18 protein-coding genes, 1 tRNA gene and 1 pseudogene are annotated in these 22,303 nt (G+C 64.0%); 10 read left to right on the top strand and 10 right to left on the bottom strand.

Translation table 11 applies throughout. The annotated features are described in order from the left end of the window. Window positions 1-99: 99 nt before the first annotated feature. Window positions 100-3,171 (top strand): transglycosylase domain-containing protein, encoded by a 3,072-nt coding sequence (locus tag Q7V20_RS13510; protein WP_304791922.1) that lies wholly within the window; start codon window positions 100-102, stop codon window positions 3,169-3,171. Window positions 3,172-3,186: 15 nt separating this feature from the next. On the opposite strand, the gene Q7V20_RS13505 is transcribed toward Q7V20_RS13510, so the two are convergent. Continuing rightward, the gene (locus Q7V20_RS13505; protein ID WP_304791919.1) at window positions 3,187-4,410 is read right to left on the bottom strand and encodes a sodium:proton antiporter; all 1,224 of its coding nucleotides are present in this window, start codon (window positions 4,408-4,410) and stop codon (window positions 3,187-3,189) included. A 142-nt stretch (window positions 4,411-4,552) separates the two neighbouring features. Between Q7V20_RS13505 and Q7V20_RS13500 the strand changes: the two genes are divergently transcribed. The 3 genes from Q7V20_RS13500 (at window position 4,553) to Q7V20_RS13490 (ending at window position 6,815) form a co-directional block, all read left to right on the top strand. Then, the gene (locus Q7V20_RS13500) at window positions 4,553-5,914 is read left to right on the top strand and encodes an ethanolamine ammonia-lyase subunit EutB (protein ID WP_304791916.1); all 1,362 of its coding nucleotides are present in this window, start codon (window positions 4,553-4,555) and stop codon (window positions 5,912-5,914) included. Further along, window positions 5,911-6,720 carry an ethanolamine ammonia-lyase subunit EutC gene (eutC, locus tag Q7V20_RS13495; protein WP_304791913.1) on the top strand — a complete coding sequence of 270 codons (810 nt, stop codon included), beginning with the start codon at window positions 5,911-5,913 and terminating at the stop codon, window positions 6,718-6,720. The genes Q7V20_RS13500 and eutC overlap by 4 nt, the downstream gene beginning before the upstream one ends. Before the next feature lie 20 nt (window positions 6,721-6,740). After that, window positions 6,741-6,815 (top strand) — tRNA-Arg (locus Q7V20_RS13490). Here the strand turns inward: Q7V20_RS13490 and ureG are convergent. The 3 genes from ureG to ureE are packed head-to-tail and all read right to left on the bottom strand — an operon-like array spanning window position 6,816 to window position 8,832. Then, window positions 6,816-7,460: an urease accessory protein UreG gene (gene ureG / locus Q7V20_RS13485; RefSeq protein WP_304791910.1), complete on the bottom strand. Its 645-nt coding sequence runs from the start codon at window positions 7,458-7,460 to the stop codon at window positions 6,816-6,818. Then, window positions 7,457-8,212 (bottom strand): urease accessory protein UreF, encoded by a 756-nt coding sequence (locus tag Q7V20_RS13480; RefSeq protein ID WP_304791907.1) that lies wholly within the window; start codon window positions 8,210-8,212, stop codon window positions 7,457-7,459. The genes ureG and Q7V20_RS13480 overlap by 4 nt, the downstream gene beginning before the upstream one ends. Further along, window positions 8,212-8,832, bottom strand: a complete 621-nt coding sequence (gene ureE, locus Q7V20_RS13475; RefSeq protein ID WP_304791904.1) for an urease accessory protein UreE — start codon at window positions 8,830-8,832, stop codon at window positions 8,212-8,214. Before ureE ends, Q7V20_RS13480 begins: the two co-directional genes overlap by 1 nt. A 106-nt stretch (window positions 8,833-8,938) precedes the next feature. On the opposite strand from ureE, the gene Q7V20_RS13470 reads away from it, so the two are divergent. Further along, window positions 8,939-9,964, top strand: coding sequence for an extracellular solute-binding protein (locus tag Q7V20_RS13470; protein WP_370652469.1), 1,026 nt, complete (start codon window positions 8,939-8,941; stop codon window positions 9,962-9,964). 1 nt (window position 9,965) lies between these two features. On the opposite strand, the gene Q7V20_RS13465 is transcribed toward Q7V20_RS13470, so the two are convergent. Continuing rightward, a complete protein-coding gene (locus Q7V20_RS13465; RefSeq protein ID WP_370652468.1) occupies window positions 9,966-11,615 on the bottom strand; it encodes an ABC transporter permease in 1,650 nt (549 codons plus the stop codon). A 31-nt stretch (window positions 11,616-11,646) separates the two neighbouring features. On the opposite strand from Q7V20_RS13465, the gene Q7V20_RS13460 reads away from it, so the two are divergent. Both Q7V20_RS13460 and Q7V20_RS13455 read left to right on the top strand, forming a co-directional pair. Continuing rightward, a complete protein-coding gene (locus Q7V20_RS13460; protein ID WP_304791902.1) occupies window positions 11,647-12,732 on the top strand; it encodes an ABC transporter ATP-binding protein in 1,086 nt (361 codons plus the stop codon). Between the two features lies 1 nt (window position 12,733). Then, on the top strand, window positions 12,734-13,516 hold the full coding sequence (locus Q7V20_RS13455) for a DUF72 domain-containing protein (protein WP_304791899.1): 783 nt from the start codon (window positions 12,734-12,736) through the stop codon (window positions 13,514-13,516). A gap of 77 nt (window positions 13,517-13,593) precedes the next feature. Here Q7V20_RS13455 and Q7V20_RS24375 read toward each other — a convergent pair. Beyond that, window positions 13,594-13,743 (bottom strand): annotated as a pseudogene (locus Q7V20_RS24375) (hypothetical protein); the annotation flags it as partial. Between the two features lie 66 nt (window positions 13,744-13,809). Here Q7V20_RS24375 and Q7V20_RS13450 point away from each other — a divergent pair. After that, window positions 13,810-14,595, top strand: coding sequence for a PEP-CTERM sorting domain-containing protein (locus Q7V20_RS13450; protein WP_304791896.1), 786 nt, complete (start codon window positions 13,810-13,812; stop codon window positions 14,593-14,595). Between the two features lies 1 nt (window position 14,596). Here Q7V20_RS13450 and ureC read toward each other — a convergent pair whose 3' ends face one another. The 4 genes from ureC to ureA all read right to left on the bottom strand — a co-directional run bounded on the left by ureC (window position 14,597) and on the right by ureA (window position 17,716). Continuing rightward, window positions 14,597-16,324, bottom strand: coding sequence for an urease subunit alpha (gene ureC, locus Q7V20_RS13445; RefSeq protein WP_304791893.1), 1,728 nt, complete (start codon window positions 16,322-16,324; stop codon window positions 14,597-14,599). 27 nt (window positions 16,325-16,351) lie between these two features. Further along, window positions 16,352-16,657, bottom strand: coding sequence for an urease subunit beta (locus Q7V20_RS13440; RefSeq protein ID WP_304791891.1), 306 nt, complete (start codon window positions 16,655-16,657; stop codon window positions 16,352-16,354). A gap of 11 nt (window positions 16,658-16,668) precedes the next feature. After that, the gene (locus Q7V20_RS13435; RefSeq protein WP_304791887.1) at window positions 16,669-17,337 is read right to left on the bottom strand and encodes a HupE/UreJ family protein; all 669 of its coding nucleotides are present in this window, start codon (window positions 17,335-17,337) and stop codon (window positions 16,669-16,671) included. Window positions 17,338-17,413: 76 nt separating this feature from the next. Next, window positions 17,414-17,716, bottom strand: a complete 303-nt coding sequence (gene ureA / locus Q7V20_RS13430; protein ID WP_304791884.1) for an urease subunit gamma — start codon at window positions 17,714-17,716, stop codon at window positions 17,414-17,416. A 70-nt stretch (window positions 17,717-17,786) separates the two neighbouring features. On the opposite strand from ureA, the gene Q7V20_RS13425 reads away from it, so the two are divergent. Together Q7V20_RS13425 and Q7V20_RS13420 are read left to right on the top strand one after the other, a co-directional pair. After that, a complete protein-coding gene (locus tag Q7V20_RS13425; protein ID WP_304791883.1) occupies window positions 17,787-21,329 on the top strand; it encodes an ATP-binding protein in 3,543 nt (1,180 codons plus the stop codon). After that, a complete protein-coding gene (locus Q7V20_RS13420; protein ID WP_304791880.1) occupies window positions 21,326-22,285 on the top strand; it encodes a response regulator transcription factor in 960 nt (319 codons plus the stop codon). Before Q7V20_RS13425 ends, Q7V20_RS13420 begins: the two co-directional genes overlap by 4 nt. The last annotated feature ends 18 nt before the right edge of the window (window positions 22,286-22,303 follow it).

The raw sequence follows: 22,303 nt of genomic DNA, 5'->3' as shown, positions 1-22,303 counted from the left end.
TTTTTAATGATGAAAATGGCTGTTCCGCTTTATGCTGGATTTTGCGAATTGCCCGTGTTGGCCGCTCGCCAGCGGCCTGTTTTCCCAGCTGAGTGACCCTTGACCGATTCCCCCACCAAGCCCCCCCGTGTACTGAAGCGGCTGCTCATTGGCAGTGTCGTGGTGGCTTTCATCGCGGCGCTTGCCTATTTCGTGTCTGACGAGGCGAAGACCTCCCGGCTGCAGGCCCGCTATCTGAGCGGCCTGGCCCAGGGCTTGACCTACAAAGTCGAGCCCGGGCCCAGCACCGCCCTCAGTTTCCCCCAGCCCGGGCCTTATGACGACCGGCTGGGCTACAGCCACATTCCTGATTTCGTCAAGCGATTGGGGGTGCAGGGCTACCAGGTCAGCGCCCAGGCGCGCATGTCCGACGACCTGCTGCGCGTGACCAACAAAGGCATCTTCACGGCCTACCACGAGACATCTCAGGCGGGGCTGCAGATCCTGGATTGCAGTGGCCAGGCCATGTACGCGGTGCGGTTTCCAGAGCGGGTCTACCCGCGCTTCGAGGCGATCCCTGATCCCCTGGTTGATGCGCTGCTGTTCATCGAAAACCGCGAATTGCTCGACGCCACCTACCCCACGCACAACCCGGCCATCGAGTGGAGCCGTTTGGGCAAAGCGGTGATCACGCAAGTGGCCCGGCACGTCAGCGATTCGCAAGCCTCGGCTGGCGGCAGCACCTTGGCCACGCAAATCGAAAAGTACCGGCATTCGCCCGATGGCCGCACCTCGTCCATGAAGGAAAAGCTGCGCCAGGTGGCCTCCGCCTCGGTGCGCGCCTACCTGGACGGCGAGGACACCCGTGGCGCGCGCCGCCGCATCGTCCTCGACTACGTCAATTCCGTGCCCCTGTCTGCCAAGCCGGGCGTGGGTGAAGTCCACGGCGTGGGCGATGGCCTTTGGGCCTGGTACGGCCGCGATTTCGCCGAGGTCAATGCCTTGCTGCACGCGGCCGTGAAATCGCCGGCTGCCCCGGGCCCTGAACTGGAGCGGCAGGCCAAGGCCTACAAGCAGGTGCTGTCGCTGTTCATCGCCCAGCGCCGTCCTTCTCATTACCTGGTGGATGGCCATGAAGACCTGCAAAGGCTGACCGACAGCCACCTGCGCCTGCTGGCCAGCGTCAACCTGATCCCCATCTCTCTGCGCGATGCCGCCTTGCCCATCAAGCTCAAGCTTCACCCGGTGCAACCCACCGAGCGGCCGGTGTCCTTCGTGGACCGCAAGGCCATCACGGCCATGCGTTCCACCCTGTCCACCATGCTGAAGGTGCCGCGTCTGTACGACCTGGATCGTCTGGACCTGAAGACCAACAGCACCCTGGATGGCGATCTGCAGCGCACAGCCACCCGCCTGCTCAGCGACCTCAAAGACCCCAAAATGGCCAAGACCCACGGCCTGTATGGTTATCACATGCTGAAGGAAGGCGATGACCCCAGCAAGCTGACTTTGAGCTTCACGCTGTTCGAACGCAGCGGCCAGGCCAACCTGCTGCGCGTGCAGAGCGACAACCTGGACCAGCCTTTCGACATCAACGAAGGCGCCAAACTCGATCTGGGTTCCACCGCCAAGCTGCGCACACTGATCTCCTACCTCAAGGTCATTGCCGACCTGCACGGGCAGTTCAGCCCCATGAGCGAAGAAGACCTCACCGCCGTGCCCGTGCAGCGCCGGGATGTGCTGCGCCGCTGGGCGCGTGACTACCTGCTCGATGCCAAGGACAAGGGCCTCAAGACCATGCTGGAGGCCGCCATGGACCGCAAGTACTCGGCCAACTCGGGCGAGACCTTTTACACGGGCGGTGGCGCGCACCACTTCAACAACTTCGAATCCGAGGAAGACGGCGGGGTCATGGACTTGCGCACGGCTTTCCAGAAGTCGGTGAACCTGGTGTTCGTTCGCCTCATGCGCGATGTGGTGTATGCCTACATGGCCAACAACAGCAAGTCAGACAACGACTTGCTGGAAGACTCGGACGACCCTCGTCGCCAGGAGTACCTGGCCCGTTTTGCTGACAGCGAAGGCCGTGAGTTCCTGCGCCGTTTCTACAAGAAATACAAAGGCAAGCCCCCTGAAGAGGCCCGCGACCAGTTGATCAAGCGTGCCAAGTCCGCGCCCTCGCGCCTGGCGGTGATGTTCCGCAGCATGGATCCCCAGGCCTCTTTGGCCGAGTTCACTGCCTTCATGAACGAGCAGTTGCCTCAGAAGGAATTGAGCGAGGCCAAGCTGCAGCGCCTGTACGACGACTACGCGCCTGACAAGTTCTCGTTGGCCGACCGTGGCTACATCGCCCGCGTTCACCCGCTCGACCTCTGGCTGGTCGGCCACCTGAAGGCCCACCCCAAAGCCAGCCTGACCGAGGTGATGGCGGCCAGCCGCGACCAGCGCCAGGCGGTCTACGGCTGGCTCTTCAAAACCCGCCACAAGACCGCCCAGGACTCGCGCATCCGCAACCTGCTGGAGCGGGACACCTTTGCCGAGATCAACCGCGACTGGCGTCGCCTGGGCTACCCGTTCGCCACGCTGACCCCGTCCTATGCCACGGCCCTGGGCGCCTCCGGTGATCGGCCCGCGGCCTTGGCCGAGTTGATGGGCATCATCGTCAACAAGGGCATGCGCATGCCGGTCAGCAAGCTGCAACGCCTGAATTTTGCATCGGGCACACCGTTCGAGACCCGGCTTGAGCAGACCACTGCCAAGGCCGAGCGCGTTTTGCCGGAAGAAGTGGCTGATGTGGTACGCAGTACCGTGCTTGCCGTCGTTGATGGTGGCACGGCCAGGCGCTTGAAGGGGGCCTTTGTCCGCCCTGACGGCAGCGTGATTGACGTGGGTGGCAAAACCGGCACGGGCGACCACCGCTTTGACGTTCATGGCCCGGGCGGCGGACTCATCTCATCGCGCGTGGTCAACCGGTCGGCCACCTTCGTTTTCCTGATTGGCGATCGCTTCTTTGGCACATTGACCGCCTATGTGCACGAGCCCTACGCGGCCAAGTACACCTTCACCAGTGCCCTGTCGACCCAAGTGCTCAAGTCGCTGGCACCGGCCCTGATGCCCTTGGTGCAGGAAAAAGCACCTGACGGCCCGGGCAGTTGTCGCAAGAAAGAGCCTTTGGTGGCGGCCAAGCGCTGACAGTCCAGTCGGGGCTCAGGCGCGTTTGGGGCGGGGCTGACGCTTCTTCAGCTTCATGTAGCGTTCCATCAGGGGGGTGGCCGAGATGCCATGGGCCAGGATGGAAATGAAGATCGTGATCATGACCGCGCTGGTCAAGGTGCGCGCCACCGTGCCATCGATGCCATGGTTGATGGCATAGGCCAGGTAGTACACCGACCCCACGCCCCGGATGCCGAACCAGGCCACCAGGCGGCGCTGGGGCTGGGCCATCAGGCGCACAGGCACGGTGGCCAGCACCGACACGGGCCGCGCCACCACCATCACCAACAGGGCAAACACCACGGTGGCCCAGTCCCAATCGACCGAGGCCAGCGAGGCCCCGATGACGAGCACGATCGCCACCTCGGCGAGGTGCTCGCTCTGTGCGCTGAAGTGGATCAATCGAGACGAGTGCGCTCCGTCGGGATGGGGTGCTTTGTCGGCCCGCAAAGAGCGTTCGCAATGGGCCAGCGCGGCACCTGCTGCAAACACGGCCAGGAAGCCATAGGCGTGGACCAGCAGCGCGGCCCCATAGACCAGGGCAATCACCCCAAAGGTCAGGAACTCTTCGGCCTCCAGCGGTTGCCCGCTTTGCCGCAAGGCGTGCACCGATCGCCCCACGGCGTAGCCGCACAACCAGCCCAGCAAGAGGCCGCAAGACGCGGCCCAGACCACATCGATGGCCAGCCACCGCCAGCCCAGGTCACCGATCTCATGCAGGCCCATCAAGCCCAACGCCAGCATCACCCCCGGAAAGGCCATGCCATCGTTCAGCCCCCCTTCAGCGGTCAGCGAGAAGCGCAAACCGTCCCGGTCATCGGGGTGGCGGATCTGCACCTCAGAGGCCAGCACCGGATCGGTGGGCGACAAGATGGCGCCCAGCAGCAGCAGGGCGGGCCAGGACAGGTCCATCAACAGCCACCCGATCAAGGCAATGCAGGCCGTGGTGACCACCATGCCCGCCGTGGCCAGCCGCAGCGGCACGGCCCATGCCACCAGAGAGAACGGCACGCGCAAACGCATGCCCACCGTGAACAGGGTGATCAATACCGCCACTTCCGTGAGCAACTCCAGCCAGGGCATGCTGTCCTGGGGTGACAGGTCCAGCATGCTGGCGCCCAGCGGCCCGATCAGGGCGCCGACGCCAAGGTAAAGGATGGCGGGTGACAAGGGCAACCGCTTGACCAGATGGCTGGAAAACGCCATCGCGATCAGCATGGCCCCCACCAGCACAAACCAGGCTATGTGCATGTGGAACAGACTGACAAAAAGCGCTTGATCCACTGACCAGCAATGCGGGTGCCACCCCCATCGTCAAAATCAGGCAGACTGCGTTGGTCTGGACTGAATGTGTCCCGCCATGCCCGCATTCCGTGATTTGAAAGACCTGTTGGCCAAGGCCACGCCCGCGCGATCGGGCGACCTGCTGGCGGGCATTGCCGCGCAAACCGCCCAAGAGCGGGTGGTGGCCCAGATGGCCCTGGCCGATCTGCCCCTGCGCACCTTCTTGAACGACGCGCTGATCCCCTATGAAGAGGACGAGGTCACGCGCCTGATCATCGACACCCACGACGCGCAGGCCTTTGCACCCATTGCGCACTTCACAGTGGGGGATTTCAGAAACTGGCTGTTGCGAGACGACACCGACAGTGACACCTTGGCCGCCGTGGCGCCGGGCATCACGCCCGAAATGGCCGCTGCCGTTTGCAAGATCATGCGCAACCAGGACCTGATCCTGGTCGGTCAAAAATGCCGGGTGCTCACCGCTTTCCGCAACACCCTTGGTTTGAAGGGGCGGCTGTCCACCCGCCTGCAGCCCAATCACCCCACCGACGACGCCAGCGGCATCGCGGCCAGCCTGATCGATGGCTTGCTGTATGGCAGCGGCGATGCGGTCATCGGCATCAACCCCGCCACCGACAACGTCCCGCAAGTCATCAAGCTGGTGACGATGATGGCCGAGCTGATCGAGCAATACGCCATCCCGACCCAGTCCTGCGTGCTCACGCACGTCACCAACACCCTGGCCGCGGTGGCGCGTGGTGCGCCGGTGGACCTGGTGTTCCAGTCCATTGGTGGCACCGAAGCCACCAACCGCAGCTTTGGCATCGACCTGTCCTTGCTGGGGCAGGCGCGCGAGGCGGCTTTGTCCTTGAAGCGCGGCACGGTGGGCGACAACGTCATGTATTTCGAAACGGGACAGGGCAGTGCCTTGTCGGCCAATGCCCACCACGGCGTGGACCAGCAAACTTGCGAGGCGCGGGCCTATGCGGTGGCGCGGCATTTCAAGCCGCTGCTGGTGAACACCGTGGTCGGCTTCATTGGGCCCGAGTATCTGTACGACGGCAAGCAGATCATCCGTGCAGGCTTGGAAGACCATTTTTGCGGCAAGCTGTTGGGCTTGCCCATGGGCTGCGACGTTTGCTATACCAACCACGCCGAAGCCGACCAGGATGACATGGACGTGCTGCTCACGGTGCTGGCCACGGCGGGCTGCACCTTCGTGATGGGCGTGCCCGGCTCGGACGACATCATGCTCAACTACCAGAGCACCTCGTTCCACGATGCGCTGTATGTGCGACGGGTGCTGGGACTGCGGGCGGCGCCCGAGTTCGAGGCGTGGCTGCAAAGGATGCAGATCATGCAAGGCGAGGGCGCGGGGTTTCGGCTGCTGGATGGCTTGCCGCCTGGTTTTCAGCATGCCTTGCTGGGTGCGCCATGAGCCAGTCCCCCGTCACCACCAACCCCTGGCTGGCGCTGCGCCAGTTCACGCAGGCGCGCATCGCCCTGGGCCGATCCGGTGTGAGTTTGCCGACCGAGCCGCACCTGGCGTTTCAACTGGCGCACGCGAAGGCGCGCGATGCCGTGCACCTGGCGCTGGACGTGACAGCGCTTCAAGCCGCGTTGACAGCACTGGGCCAGGAAACGCTGGTCTTGCACAGCGCCGCCATCGACAGGGACACGTATCTGAAGCGGCCTGACCTGGGGCGAAGGTTGGATGCGCCATCGCGCCAGGCCTTGCTGAGCAGGGTGGCTGGCCTTGCTTTTGGGTCATCAGAAGCAGACGCCCGCCAGCACGACATCGCCTTCGTGGTCGCAGACGGTTTGTCGGCCGTGGCCGTGGGCAAGCATGCACCGTCTTTGCTGCAAAACGTGCTGCCTGTTTTGCGGGCCGAAGGGTGGGCGATCGCACCATTGACCATCGTTGAGCAGGGCCGGGTCGCCGTTCAAGACGAAGTGGGCGAGCTGCTGGATGCACGCCTGGCGGTCATCCTGATTGGCGAGCGCCCGGGCCTGAGCTCACCCGACAGCATGGGCCTGTACCTCACCTGGATGCCGCGCATGGGCTTGACCGATGCCAATCGCAATTGCATCTCGAACGTGCGTCCGGAAGGGCTGCCCTGCGACCAGGCCGCGGGCAAACTGCTGCAACTGTTGCGCGAATCGCGGCGCTTGCGCCTGTCGGGCGTGGCCTTGAAAGACGAAGGCGACGCCCCAAGCCTCATTCCAAAAGCAAGCCAGACCTGAGGCACAATCACGTCCGGTCTGGCTCCATGGTTCAATGGATAGAACAGCCCCCTCCTAAGGGGCAGATGCAGGTTCGATTCCTGCTGGGGCCACCATCAGCTCTTGAGCAAACCCTTGGTTTCGATGAAGGCGATCACCTCGTCCAGGCCCGCCTTGGTCTTCAGATTGCTCATCACGAACGGCCGCGTGGGGCGCATGCGCTTCGTGTCGGCCTCCATCACGTCCAGATTGGCCCCCACATGGGGCGCCAGGTCGGTCTTGTTGATCACGAACAGATCGCTTTTGGTGATGCCGGGCCCGCCCTTGCGTGGGATCTTCTCGCCAGCCGCCACGTCGATCACGTAAATCGTCAGGTCGCTCAGCTCGGGGCTGAAGGTCGCGGCCAGGTTGTCGCCACCCGATTCGATGAACACGATGTCGGCATTGGGGTACTTGGCCAGCATGCGGTCCACCGCCTCCAGGTTGATGGAGGCGTCTTCGCGGATGGCGGTGTGCGGGCAGCCGCCGGTTTCCACGCCCATGATGCGGTCGGGCTCCAGCGCGCCGGCCACGGTCAGCAGGCGCTGGTCTTCCTTGGTGTAGATGTCGTTGGTGACGACGACCAGGTCGTAGGTGTCGCGCATGCCTTTGCAGAGCATTTCGACCAGGGTGGTCTTGCCGGAGCCGACCGGGCCGCCCACGCCGACGCGCAGGGGGGGCAGTTTCTTGGTGCGGTTGGGGATGTTGTGCAGATTGCTCATGATCGGAAGAGGCGTGAGTATTGGGTTTCGTGCTGGCTGCTCAAGATGGCCAGCATGGGCGTGAAGGCCTGGCGCTGGCTGTCGGGCAGGGCGCAGGCGTGGTCAATGGCGGCGGGGAGGTCGTCGATCAGGCTTTGCAGGATGCGCTGGCCCGCGCTTTGGCCCAGGGGCACGGATTTGATGGCCGCTTGCACCATGTTTTCGGCCCAACCGAAGGCGAAGCTCAACAGGGTGTCTTTCACCGTGTTGGCGTGCGGCGCGGTGCTGGCCGGGTTGTCGGGCAGGCACTGGGCCACGGCCAGGGCAAAGGCCACGGGCCAGGTGGGCGCGGGCTTCAAGGCTGCACACTGAGCCAGGCGTGGGTCGTTCGGGGCCACCGAGGCGCCACGGTTGCGCACCCATTCCACCAGCGAGCGGCCCATCTGCTCGGCCTGCAATTTGAACTCGGTGGTCTCGCGGGTGTGCACGATCCAGTCGTTCAGCTCGGTGATGCGGGCCAGGTCGTGGCGCTGCCAGGCGGGCAGGGCCTTGGCCACCACGGCCATGTCTGAACGGGCCAGGCTCAGGTACAGCTGGTCGCGCAGCCAGGCACCGGCAGTGGCCTCGTTGGTGACCAAGCCTGATTCAACGGCGGCTTCCAGGCCTTCGGAGTAGCTGAAGCCCCCCACCGGCAAAGCCGGTGAAGCCAGCCACATCAACTGCAGACGAGCAGCGGCGCTGAGGGGCACGGCGGCGCCCAGCACGCGAGACATCAGTGGTCGTGGCCGTGGTTGCAGCCCGGCCCGTGCACATGAGGCTTGGCAGCGGCCGTCACGGCAATGCCGATGGGCTTGCCGCGTGCCGGTGTGGCAGGCGCGGCATGGCCGTGGTCATGGTGATCGTGGCCATGGTCATGATGAGCATGTGCATGAGCGCCGCCTGCAGCATAGGCGCCACCTTCGGGCTCAAACGCGGCCTGGGCTTCGACCACCGTCAAGTGCATGGCACGCAGCATGTCGGCCAGCACGTGGTCGGGTTCGATCTTCAGGTGATCAGGTTGCAGCTCGATCTGCACATGGCGGTTGCCCAGGTGGTAGGCGGCACGGGTCAGGTCGAAAGCCTTGCCATGTTCGGCGCAGGGCGTGATCACCAGCACGGGCTGGGGTTTGGCGGTGACGCGGATCAGCGAGCCGTCTTCGGCCACCAGCACATCGCCACCCCGCACGGCGGTGCCACGGCTCAGAAAGATGCCCAGTTGGCGGCCGCCGCTGTCGGTGGCGTCGAAGCGGCTTTTCTGGCGCACGTCCCAGTCGAGTTCAACGGTGTGGGCGCGCTTGAGCAGCGCGTTGGCCAGGCCTTGGCCTTGGGGGAGGAGTTTGTTGACGGTCAGCATGGGCTCAATGGTAAGCAAAAAACGTGACACCCATGTTCCTCAAATAAGAATCATTGCTGTTATTATTTTTGAAGAACAAATTGGACGCCAACCGGCCTCAAAGCTCATGAATAACTTCGTCAAATCCGTTTTAACCGGCGTGCTTGCGGGTGCTGCCCTGGTCAGTGCTCATGCTCAATCGGGCGGCGTGCTCAACATCTACTCGGCGCGCCACTATCAAACCGACGAGGCGATGTACGCCAACTTCACCAAGCAGACCGGCATCAAGATCAACCGCCTGGATGGCAAGGAAGACGAGTTGCTGGAGCGGATCAAAAACGAAGGCGCCAATGGCCCGGCCGATCTGCTGATCACCGTGGACGCTTCGCGCCTTGAAGTCGCCGACAAGGCCGGGTTGTTTCAACCCTGGCAATCCAAGGTGTTGGAAGCCCGCATCCCAGCCGCTTTGCGCACGCCCACCTGGGTGGCGTTTTCAACCCGGGCCCGCCTGGTTGTCTACAACAAGGCCACCGTCAAGGCTGACATGGTTCAGACCTATGAAGACTTGGCCTTGCCGCGTTTGAAGGGGCAAGTTTGCGTGCGATCCGGCTCGCATCCCTACAACCTGTCGCTCGGGGGCGCCATGATCGCTCACCTGGGCGAGGCCAAGACGGAAGCGTGGGCCAAGGGCCTGGTGGCCAATTTTGCCCGCTCGCCCAAGGGCGGAGACACCGACCAGATCAAGGCGGTGGCGTCTGGCGAATGCGGCGTGGCCATTTCAAACAGCTACTACCTGGCGCGGCTCATGCGCTCCAGCAAGCCCGAAGACCTTCAGGTGGTCAAGGAGCTGGGCGTGGCTTGGCCCAACCAGAAGTCCTGGGGCACGCACATCAACGTGTCTGGCGCTGGCGTGATCAAGACCGCACCGAACCGCGACGCGGCCATCCGTTTTCTGGAGTACCTGAGCAGCGATGAGGCCCAGGCTTACTTTGCCGATGGCAACAACGAGTGGCCCGTGGTGAGCTCGGCCAAGGTCAAGAACCCGGCGCTGGAATCCTTGGGCGCTTTCAAAGCTGATGCGCTGCCCGTGGGCCAACTGGGCGCCAACGCGGTGCTGGCTCAGAAGGTGTTCGACCGCGCTGGCTGGCGCTGAATCAAGCTTGCCGCTCGGCGGCAATCTGCCGACACAAAATGATGAGCGGCACCAGGCCCACCGCCACGATGGCCAGGGCGGCGGTCGAGGCTTCGCTCAATCGCTCGTCCGAGGCCAGGGTGTAGACCTGCGTGGCCAGGGTGTCGAAATTGAACGGCCGCATGACCAGCGTGGCGGGCAGCTCTTTCATCACATCGATGAACACGAGCAGCCCCGCGGTCAGCAGGCCTCGGCGAAGCAGTGGCAGGTGCACCCTGAGCAAGGTCTTGCCTGAGGACAACCCCAGGCTGCGCGCCGCGTCGTCCATGTGGGGCGTGACCCGGTGCAAGGCTGCGTCCACGTTTTGCAGGGCGGCGGTCAAAAAGCGAACCAGGCAGGCGTACACCAGGGCGGCAATGCCGCCGGTGAGGATCAAGCCGCCTTGCCACCCGAAGTGAGCCTTCAAGGCCGATACCAGGGCATTGTCCAGTTGGGTGACAGGGATCAAAACGCCGACGGCGATCACGGAGCCCGGCAGGGCATAGCCCATGCCTATGGCTCGGTGGGCCATGCTCGTCCAGGGCGTGGGGTGCAGGCGCCTTGCATAAGCCACGATGAGGGCCAGCGCCACCGCCAGCACGGCGGTCATGGCCGAGACCAGAAAACTGTTGCGTGCCAGGGTGAGGAAGCGTGTGCCGAACTGGGCATCGCCGTCGGTCAGGGCCATGTGCAGCATCACGCCGCCTGGCAGCACGAAGCCGATCAGGATGGGGATCAGGCAAGCCACCACCGCCAGGCCCGACGGCCACTTGCGCAGCCGGTGAGCTCGCGAGGGCTTGCGCAAGCCGGTGCCGTGGAAGCGGGCCCGTCCCCGTGAGCTTTGCTCGATGCTCAAGACCACCAGCACAAAGCCCAACAGGCACATGGCCAATTGGGCGGCGGCCACACGGTCGCCCAACGAGAACCAGGCTCGGTAGATGCCTGTGGTGAAGGTTTGAACGGCAAAGTAAGAGACCGCGCCGTAGTCGGCCAATGTTTCCATCAAAGCCAGGGCCATGCCGGCGGCGATGGCGGGGCGGGCGATGGGCAGCGAAACCCTGACAAAGCTCTGCCACGGGCTCAAGCCCAGAGACCGGGCGGCTTCGGTCACGGCGCCGCCTCTTTCCAGAAAAGCGGTGCGGGTCAGCATGTACACATAGGGGTACAGCACCCCGATGAACATGAAGATGGCCCCGGCCAGGGTGCGAACGTCGGGGAACCAGTAGTCGGCACGGGTCAAGTTGAAGCTGGCCCGAAGCCAGGTTTGAACGGGGCCTGAAAACTGGAGGACATCCGTGTAGGCATAGGCCATCACATAGGCGGGCATGGCCAGCGGCAGCACCAGGGCCCATTCAAAAACACGGCGCCCCGGAAACTCGCAATGCGTGACCAGCCAGGCCGCGCCCACGCCCACCAGCGCCGTGCCGATGCCCACGCCCAGGCACAACACCACGGTGGTGGTGATGTAGTCCGGCATCACCGTGGCCATCAGGTGGGCCCAGGTATCGGATGTGCCTGCGTTGAACACATTGGTGGCCACGGACAGCAGGGGGATGACCATGACGACGGCGATGAGCAGCGCGAACAGGGTCAGCCCACTGGGCCGAATGCGGTGGGGGTAGGAGGACATCATGGATGCGGGCTAGTGTAAGGTGCCGCCCTGTATGACTCATTCAACACCCCATCCATCGCTGGCGTTGCACGGCATCCACCACGCCTATGAGGGCCAGCCCACCGTTGAGCAGTTGAGCCTGTCGGTCGCTGCAGGAGACATCTGCTGTTTGCTGGGCCCCTCAGGCTGCGGCAAGACCACGGTGCTGCGGTGTGTGGGCGGCTTCGAGCGCCTGACGGCGGGGTCGATCAGCATGGAGGGCGACGTGGTCAGCGGGCAGGGGCGGCATGTGCCCCCTGAGCGCAGGCGCATCGGCATGGTGTTCCAGGACTACGCCCTGTTTCCTCACCTGAGCGTTGAACGCAATGTGGCCTTTGGCTTGAAGGGCGGGGCGGAAACACTTCAAACGGCGCGGCAATGGCTGGACACGGTGGGCCTGGCCTCGGCCGCCAAACGCTTTCCGCATGAGCTGTCCGGGGGGCAGCAGCAGCGGGTGGCTTTGGCCCGGGCCTTGGCGCCTCGGCCACGCTTGCTGTTGCTGGACGAGCCTTTTTCCAACCTGGACGTGGCCTTGCGTGAGCAACTGGCCGCCGAGGTGCGTGGTGTGCTGAAAGCGACGGGCACCACAGCGGTGTTCGTCACGCATGATCAGAACGAGGCATTTGCCATGGCCGATCAGATCGTGGTGATGGATCACGGGCGCATCCAGCAAATCGACACGGCTTACAACCTGTACCACCGGCCCCGCAGTCGTTTCGTTGCCGACTTCATCGGGCAGGGGGTGTTCGTGTCGGGCCGGGTGCGCGATGCGCAATGCTTGGGCATTGAACTGGGCGATGTGATCTCACCCGGGCCCATTTGCTACGCCAATGACCTGGCGCCGTGCGCACCCGACAGTCCGGTGGAGGTGTTGTTGCGGCCCGATGACGTAGTCCACGACGATGCCAGCACGGTGCGGGCTTTGGTGAAACACAAGGCTTTCCGGGGGGCCGAGATCCTCTACACACTGGAGCTGCCCAGTGGCGCCAGGGTGCTGTCGATGGTGCCTTCACACCATGACCATGCGCTCGACGAATCCATCGGCGTGCGCCTGGAGATGGATCACCTCATCGTGTTTCCGCCGGGTGACGGGCTTTGACATGAGCGCGTACCGCATCTGCTGTGCGGGCTGGGCCTTGCCCAAGGAGGCGCAGGGATTGTTCGCGCCGGAGGGCAGCCACCTTGAGCGCTATGCCAGCCGTTTCTCAGGCGTCGAGATCAACTCCAGCTTTTATCGGCCCCACAAGCCTGCCACGTACGCGCGGTGGGCGGCCAGCGTGCCGTCAGATTTTCGGTTTTCGGTCAAGGTGCCCAAAGCCATCACGCACGAGCGCCGTCTGGTGGATTGCCAGGATTTGCTCGGTGCCTTTTTGCTGGAAGTCGGGCAATTGGGCCATAAGCTGGGCTGTCTCTTGGTCCAGTTGCCGCCGAGTCTGGCACTCGATCCAAACCGGGCCGATGTGTTCTTCGCCATGCTGCGCGCACGGCATGAGGGACACGTGGTGATCGAGCCCCGGCATGCGAGCTGGTTCGGTGAACAAGGCTCAGCGTTGCTGGCGCGGCATCGCATCGATCGGGTCTTGGCCGATCCGGCGCCTTGCGCTGGCGCAGCTTGGCCTTTGGCCGGTGGTGATGTTGCTTCCCGGATCGCCTATTACCGCTTGCATGGTTCGCCTCGCATCTACTACGACAACTACGACGCGGGCTATCTGCAAGCCCTGGCTCACCGGCTGCACGAGGATGCCCTGAGCTTTGAGTCGGTCTGGTGTATTTTTGATAACACCGCCCTGGGCGCGGCGACCTTCAATGCGCTGGAGTTAACGAACCTGTTCGAGCGAGGGACTTCGCCATGGTTCGGCATTGACCCGCAACCACGGCCTTGACCACAATGAGCCGCAGCTTCCTTCCCCTCAGAAAAGGACATGGTGCTGCACCAGGTGGCTGGGTTGGACACGCCCACGACCTGCACTCCTGGGATGCGCTGCCGCCATTGCTTAGGTGCTTGGCTTTCCGTCAGCATGAACACCGTGGCCGCGAAGCCGAACAGGAACAGGTCGTGGGCCAGCGAGGCGGCTGCCCGGTTTGCTTGGGCGGCCTTGAGGAATCCGATGAGCCCGCAGTTGCGCGATATATTGCAGTGGCCATTTCCAAATCAACCAATCACTGGGAGAAACTCATGAAAAAAGTTCAATGCTTGAAGATGTCCGCGCTGACGTTTGCGATGCTGGCGGGTGCGGTGCATGCCAATACCGGAACAGCTTACTCGCGGTTCACGAACCTGTCCTTGGCAGCCGTTGACCTCACGCCAGGCGATGGCGTGGCCGCCTCGTTTGAGGTGTTGGCGAGCGGGGGGTCGACCCGCGTGCTGTATAGCCAGTACTACGCCACCAGGGATGGCCAGTCAAGCAACGCCTTTTTGGCCAACACTTCGGTGAGTGGGGCGGGCTACCTTGCACAGACGACGGCAACGTCGCTTCAAACCTCGGTGTCGGGGAGTGGAACGATCGAAGATGGCGCGTGGGCGATGGTCCGCCCCAACGTCTACAACGGCAACATCCGGCTGGCACCCAACACCATGTTGCTGATTTCAGCTGACATCGAATTGTCGGCGCAAGTCAACTGCACCGAGTCACAACTCACTTGCTCGGCCTCGTCTGCTGCCTACGTGGAAGTGAGGCGGGACAACTACCAAACCTCATCACCTTACTCAGGCATCGCGAGCTACTACAAAGGCATCAGTGCCAATGCGTCGACGGCGTCGAACTCTTACACTGACACGGCCAGGATCGCTTACGTGAACTACAGCAACGAATACCAGAACCTTGGGGTCACCCTGACGTCGAACAGCCAGGTGTCTCTGAACTCCGGCAATGTGCCAGAACCCTCGGCCTACCTGTTGGTGGCCGCGGGCCTGGGCATGGTGGCCTGGCGTGCTCGCGCTCGCCAATCGCGGGTGGTCTGAGTCAGAACAAGAAGTACCGCTGCGCCATCGGCAACACGGTGGCCGGTTCGCAGGTCAACAACTGCCCATCTGCGCGCACCTGGTAGGTTTGCGCGTCGATCTCCATCACCGGAAGATAGTGGTTGTGGATCATGTCGGCCTTCTTGACGCTGCGGTTGCCCCGCACGCCCACGGCTTGCTTCTTCAAACCATATTGCTCGGGCATGCCCGCATTGATGGCAGCCTGGCTCATGAAGGTCAGCGAGCCCCGCGCCAGCGCGCCACCAAAGGCGCCGAACATGGGCCGGTAGTGCACCGGCTGCGGCGTGGGGATGGAGGCGTTGGGATCGCCCATGGCCGCTGAAGCGATGAAACCGCCCTTGAGGATCAGGCTGGGCTTGATGCCGAAGAACCCGGGCTTCCACACCACCAGATCGGCCCACTTGCCCACTTCGATGCTGCCCACTTCGTGCGCGATGCCATGCGACAAAGCTGGGTTGATCGTGTACTTGGCCACGTAGCGTTTCACCCGCGTGTTGTCATTGCGATCGGAATCGCCGGGCAGGGCGCCGCGTTGCGACTTCATCTTGTGCGCCGTCTGCCAGGTGCGCATGATGACTTCGCCCACACGGCCCATGGCCTGCGAGTCAGAGCTGAACATGCTGATGGCGCCCAGGTCGTGCAGGATGTCTTCGGCGGCGATGGTTTCGCGGCGGATGCGGCTTTCGGCGAAGGCCAGGTCTTCCGCGATGGACGCGTCCAGGTGGTGGCACACCATGAGCATGTCCAGGTGCTCGTCGATGGTGTTGACCGTGTAGGGCATGGTCGGGTTGGTTGACGAGGGCAGGAAGTTGGCCTCGCCCACCACGCGCATGATGTCGGGCGCGTGGCCGCCGCCAGCACCTTCGGTGTGGAAGGCGCACAAGGTGCGGTCCTTGGTGGCCGCGATGGTGTTTTCAACGAAGCCCGACTCGTTCAGCGTGTCGCTGTGGATCGAGACCTGGGTGTCGGTCTCTTCGGCCACGCTCAGGCAGCAGTCGATGGCCGAGGGCGTGGTGCCCCAGTCTTCGTGCAGCTTCAGGCCGATCACGCCAGCCTCGACCTGCTGGCGCAAGGCCTCGGGGCGGCTGGCGTTGCCCTTGCCCAGAAAGCCCAGGTTCATCGGGAAAGCCTCGGCCGCTTGCAGCATGCGCGAGATGTTGTCCGGCCCAGGCGTGCAGGTGGTGGCGAAGGTGCCCGTGGCCGGGCCGGTGCCGCCACCGAGCATGCTGGTCACGCCGCTGTTGAGCGCTTCCTCGATCTGCTGCGGGCAGATGAAATGGATGTGGGTGTCGATGCCGCCAGCCGTCACGATCATGCCTTCGGCCGCGATGATCTCGGTGCCGGGGCCAATGACGATGTCCACGCCAGGTTGCACGTCGGGGTTGCCCGCTTTGCCAATCTTGAAAATGCGGCTGGCCTTGATGCCGATGTCGGCCTTGACGATGCCCCAGTGGTCCACGATCAGGGCATTGGTCAGCACGCAATCGGCCGCCTCCATGGCGCCAGGGCCATTGATGCGTTGGCTTTGGCCCATGCCATCGCGGATGGTTTTGCCGCCGCCGAACTTGACTTCTTCGCCATAGCCTCCAGCTGCCAAGGTCAGGTCTTGCTCGACTTCGATGATGAGGTTGGTGTCGGCCAGGCGCAGGCGGTCGCCCACGGTGGGGCCGAACATTTCAGCGTAGGCACGCCGTTGGATGGTGGCCATCTGGGTGGTTTCCTTGGCAAATGGTGGTCAGAGCGGGCCTTGAACCAGGCCGCGGAATCCGTAGACGATGCGCTCGCCAGCGTAGTCGACCAGTTCGACGGTGCGCTGCTGGCCGGGCTCGAAGCGCACGGCGGTGCCGGAGGCGATGTTCAGGCGCATGCCGTGCGCGGCTTGGCGGTCAAAGCTCAGGGCGCCATTGGTCTCGGCAAAGTGGTAGTGCGAGCCGACCTGGATGGGGCGGTCGCCCGCGTTCTCAACGACCAGGGTGATGGTGCGGCGGCCGGGGTTGATGGGATGGTCGGGGCCATCGGTGAGCAGTTCGCCAGGGATCATGGTGGCGCTCCTCAGAACACGCCAGCGATGGCGGGGCTCAAGAGTCCAAGGCCCAAGGCGGCGACACCGACGCCTGCGATGCGCGGCAGCCAGCGGCTGCGTTGTTGGCCCAAAGCCAGCCCGAAGCCGATGCCGACCGTGTGCAGGGCCATGGTGCTCAAGACCATGCCGGTGAGTGCGGCGCTGGCGTGGCCGCCCAGCTCCTGGCCATGCGCCAATCCGTGGAAGAGGGCAAAACCGGCCACCAGGGCAGCGCCCACGCCGGTCGGCAATGCAGTGCGCGTGGCCACCAGCAGCCCCAGGGCCAGCAGCGAGGCCGCGATCATGGGTTCAACGCCGGGCAGGGTGACGCCATTGAGCGCCATCAAGGCGCCGATCAGCAAGGTGGCCGCAAACGCCAGCGGTGCGGAGAGAAGGCGCTTGGCGCTGGCGGATGAGGTCGATTGCCCCCCCAGGCTCAAGGCACTCCACAAGCCCACGCTGACCATGGCGGCCAGGTGGTCCAATCCCGTCAAGGGGTGGGCGGCGCCCGCCGTGAAGCTGTCAAAGGCACCGTGGTGGTGGGCCAGGCCATCGGCACCCACGTGGGCTTGCGCCACGGAGGTCAAGGTGGCCACAGCCAGGCCGGTGGCCCAGGGAGCGCAGACCAGAATGGTGCGACGGAAAGAGATTTTCGGCATGTTCTTGAATCCAGGCTGGGACGTGGATGGGTTTGATTGCACTTTATTGGTGCAATTCAGGGCTGATTGAATGATCTCAAGCAATGGGTTGGTGCACGGTCACCAATTTGGTGCCATCCGGGAAGGTCGCTTCCACCTGGATTTCAGGCACCATGTCGGCCACGCCATCCATCACGTCGTGACGGCTCAACACAGTTTTGCCTTCGCTCATCAAGGCGGCCACGGTTTTGCCATCGCGGGCGCCTTCCATGATGGCGGCGGTGATCAGGGCCACGGCTTCCGGGTAATTCAGCTTCAGTCCCCGTGCCTTCCGGCGCTCGGCCAGCAGGGCGGCCGTGAAGATCAGCAGCTTGTCTTTCTCTCGTGGGGTCAGTTCCATTGTTGTTCTCGGCACCGAAATTGCGGCAACGGCCGTTGATGAAGTACCCACTATGCAAGACACACGCCAAATGAGTCCAGCCGCCGAACGGCGTATTGATGGCCCGCCCGCCGCCGAAGGCGAGTCTTCCGCCGATTTGCTGGGAGACCAGGCCCTGCAGCGCGTGGTCAAGGTGCGGCGCGACTACAACACCTGGGTCGGCAGCGAGACGCTGGAAGACTACGCCCTGCGCTTCACCCCCCGGTCTTTCCGGAAATGGAGCGAATGGCGCGTGGCCAACACGGCCTTCGGCGCGGCGTCGTTTCTGGTGCTGGAAGCGGTGGGTGCCACCTTGATGGTGGAGCACGGTTTCATCAACGCCTTGTGGGCCATCCTGGCCACGGGTTTGATCATCTTGCTGGCCGGTTGGCCGATCAGCGTGTACGCGGCGCGCCATGGCGTGGACATGGATCTGTTGACGCGCGGGGCGGGCTTTGGCTACATCGGCTCCACCATCACCTCGCTGATTTACGCCACCTTCACCTTCATCTTCTTCGCGCTGGAGGCTGCCATCATGGCCTACGCGCTGGAGCTGGCCTTCGACATCCCGCCCGCCTGGGGCTACCTGATCTGCGCGGTGGTGGTCGTGCCGCTGGTCACGCACGGGGTCACCGTCATCAGCCGGTTGCAGGTGTGGACGCAACCGATCTGGCTGGTGATGCTGGTGCTGCCCTACATCTATGTGTTCAAGGCGAACCCGCATGTGTTGAGCGACCTGGTGGGCTATGGCGGTGCGCAAGGGCAGGCCCCCGGTTTCAACCTGATGTCTTTTGGCGCGGCCATGACGGTGGGCGTGGCCCTGATCACGCAGATGGGCGAGCAGGCCGACTACCTGCGCTTCATGCCCGAGCAGCAGCCCAAACACAAGGCCCGCTGGTGGTTCAACGTGTTCATGGGTGGGCCGGGCTGGGTGATCCCGGGCGTGCTCAAGATGCTGGGCGGCACGGTGCTGGCCTACCTGGCGCTGAGCCTGTCGGTGCCCGCCGACCGCGCGGTCGATCCCAACCAGATGTACCTCCTGGCGTACGAGACCATGTTCTCGAACCTGAGCTGGGCGGTCGCGGCCACCTGCCTGTTCGTGGTCATCTCGCAGCTCAAGATCAACGTCACCAATGCCTACGCGGGCTCGCTGGCCTGGTCCAACTTTTTCGCGCGCATCACGCACAGCCACCCCGGGCGCGTGGTGTGGGTGGTGTTCAACATCATGATTGCCTTGATGCTGATGGAGTTGAACGTGTTCCAGGCCCTGGGCCGTGTGCTGGGCCTGTACTCCAACGTCGCCATCGCGTGGATGATGGCGGTGGTGGCCGACCTGGTCATCAACAAACCCATGGGCTGGTCGCCCAAAGGCATCGAGTTCAAGCGCGCTTATTTGTACGACGTGAACCCGGTGGGTGTGGGCGCCATGAGCGCGGCCTCGATCCTGTCGGTGACGGCCTACCTGGGGTGGTTGGGGCCGATGGCGCAGGCGTTTTCCGCACTGATCGCGCTGGTCACGGCCTTGATCACTTCACCGCTGATCGCCTGGTTCACCCAGGGCCGCTATTACATCGCCCGCCAGGCCGAGCCCAAGGCCCCCAGTTGCGACACCTGCCCATCCCGGCAAGGCATGAAAGGCGTTTACCGCTGCACCGTGTGCGAGCGCGAGTACGAAGGCGAAGACATGGCCCATTGCCCGGCCTACCAGGGCTTCATCTGCTCATTGTGCTGCTCGCTGGACGCGCGCTGCCACGACCTGTGCAAGCCCGAGGCGCGCTGGTCGGTGCAGTGGCGGGCGGTGGGGCAAAAGCTGTTGCCGCCCTTCGTCTGGCGCCACCTGGACACCGAGCTGGGCCATTTCATGCTGTTGATGGGCGCATTGGTGCCGACACTGGCGCTGCTGTTCGCCCTGATCTTCAACCACGAATTGCGCGCCTTGGACCAACCGGCCACGGTGGGCTTGATCGAGGCCTTGCAAAGCGGTTTCCTCAAGGTCTTCGCGGTGCTGCTGGTGATCTCGGGCGTGGTGGGCTGGTGGCTGGTGCTGGCGCACAAAAGCCGCAAAGTGGCGCAAGAAGAGTCCAACCGCCAGACGCATCTGCTGGTGCGCGAGGTGGAATTGCACCGCCGCACCGATGAAAAACTGCAGCAGGCCAAGCGAACCGCCGAGCAGGCCAACCAGGCCAAGAGCCGCTACATCTCGACCATCAGCCACGAGCTGCGCACACCGCTCAACAGCATCCTGGGTTATGCGCAATTGCTGGACGAAGACCAGCGCCTGCCCGCGCACGCCAAGCACGGCGTGGAGGTGATCAAGCGCGGTGGCGACCACCTGTTGTCATTGATCGAAGGCACGCTGGACATCGCCCGCATCGAAAGCGGCAAGCTGACGCTGGACGTCAAGCCCATGCGTCTGTTCGAATCCCTGCAGCAGATCATCAGCATGCTGCAGCCACAAGCCTTGAGCAAAGGCTTGATCTTTGACGTGGAGCTGGACGCGGCCCTGCCTGAAGTGGTGCGCGCCGATGAGCGGCGGGTGCGCCAGATCCTCTTCAATGTGCTGGGCAACGCGGTGAAGTTCACCTCGCAAGGCAGCGTGAAATTCCGCGTCAGCTACGCGCGGGAGATCGCCCTGGTCGAGGTGATCGACACGGGGCCGGGTATCCCGATCGACGAGCTGGAGCGGGTGTTCGAGCCTTTTGCACGTGGTTCATCGGTGGCGGGCTCGGTGGTGGCGGGCACCGGCCTGGGCCTGACCATCAGCAAAATGCTGACCGATCTGATGGGCGGCGAGATGAAGGTGAGCAGCGTGGAAGGGCAGGGCACGGTCTTCCGCATCCGCCTGTTCCTGCCTCAGGTGCGTCTGACGCACGCCGACCGATCGGTGCCCTTGGGCGTGCGCACCGGCTATGTGGGTGATCGCCGTCGTGTCTGGGTGGTGGACAACGAAGAGGCCGACCGCGGCCTGCTGGTGCGCATCCTCGAACCCCTGGGGTTTGACGTGACCCCGCTGGCCTCGGGCGTGGAATGCCTGTCTTTGCTGCGCAGCTGCCCCCAGGCGCAAGAGCCCCATGCCGTGTTGATGGACCTGGCCATGCCCGGCATCGACGGTTGGACCACGATCCGCACCATCAAGCAAGAAGGTTTGAGCCGCGCGCCCATCGCCATCGTGTCGGCCAATGCCTTTGACAAGGGCATGGACAACGACGTGGGCATCACTTTCGATGACTTCATCGTCAAGCCCGTGCGCATGAGCGAGTTGCTGGACTGGCTGGGGCGGCGCCTGACCTTGCAGTGGATCGAGGCGCAGCGCCCCGCGGTCAAGCAACCCATGCTGGACATGGTCGCGCAAGGGGCGGTCGAAGGCACGCAAGTGCTGCCATCGCTCAAGGCCTTGCAAAGCCTCGAAGAGCTGATCGACGCCGGCTACGTGCGCGGTGTGCACAAAACGCTGGACCAGATCGCGGCAGCCGAACCCCAATGCGAAGCATTCGTGCAGCACATGCGCCACCTGGCCAGGCAGTTCCAGCTGGACGCCCTGGCTGATGCCGTCAAGCGGGCCCTGGTGCAGTTCCATGCACAATCGCGGCCATGATCCCGATGCTTGACCGACTCGACCGCAGCCGTACCGATGTCGTGCTCATCGTGGACGACGTGCCCGACAACCTCTCCCTGCTGCACGACGCGCTGGACGAGGCGGGCTACACCGTGCTGGTTGCCACGCATGGTGAAGCCGCCCTGCAGCGCGCCAGCCAATCGGTGCCCGACATCATCTTGCTCGATGCCCTGATGCCCGGCATGGATGGCTTCGAGGTGGCGCGGCGCCTGAAAGCGCAGCCCGAAACCAGCCACATCCCCATCGTCTTCATGACCGGCCTGACCGAGACCGAGCACGTGGTGGCCGCCTTTGAAGCCGGTGGCGTGGATTACGTCACCAAGCCGATCCGGCCCCGGGAAGTGCTGGCCCGCATCGTCTCGCACATGGCCAGCGCCCGGCAGGCGCGCCAGGCGCGCAATGCCCTGGATGCCTTTGGCCACGCCTCCATGACGGTCCGCCTGTCGGATGGCCGGGTGATGTGGCAGACGCCCTTGGCCCGCAAGCTCCTGCAGCAGTATTTCGAGACGCCCGAGACGGTGGCTCCAGACGAGTTGGTGGTCTGGCTGCGTCAGGTCACGCCCAGCGCCCTGGCCGACATGGCCACCGGCAAGCCTCCACCGCCCTGGCTGGTGCAGCAGGCAGGCCGACGCCTGAGTTTTGCGCTGCACGAACCCACGGGCGACGACAACTGGCTGCTGGTGATGCGCGAGACCTCGGACGAGGCCGCCATCGAAGCGCTGACCCAGGAACTCAAGCTCACCGCCCGGGAGGGCGAGGTGCTCTATTGGGTGGTCAAGGGCAAGACCAACCGCGACATCGGCGACATCCTGGGCACCAGCCCGGCCACCGTCAAAAAGCAGCTGGAGCATGTTTTCGCCAAGCTGGGGGTCGAGACCCGCACGGCGGCGGCCGGATTGGCCATGAGCCGGGTGGGACAGCTGAAAATGCGCTGAGTCGCGCATGCGCCCAGG

It is taken from the genome of Aquabacterium sp. (assembly GCF_030652515.1).
Lineage (GTDB): Bacteria > Pseudomonadota > Gammaproteobacteria > Burkholderiales > Burkholderiaceae_C > Aquabacterium.
Note: the sequence above shows the minus strand (reverse complement) of the source record. Positions and strands in the feature narration are given on the sequence as shown.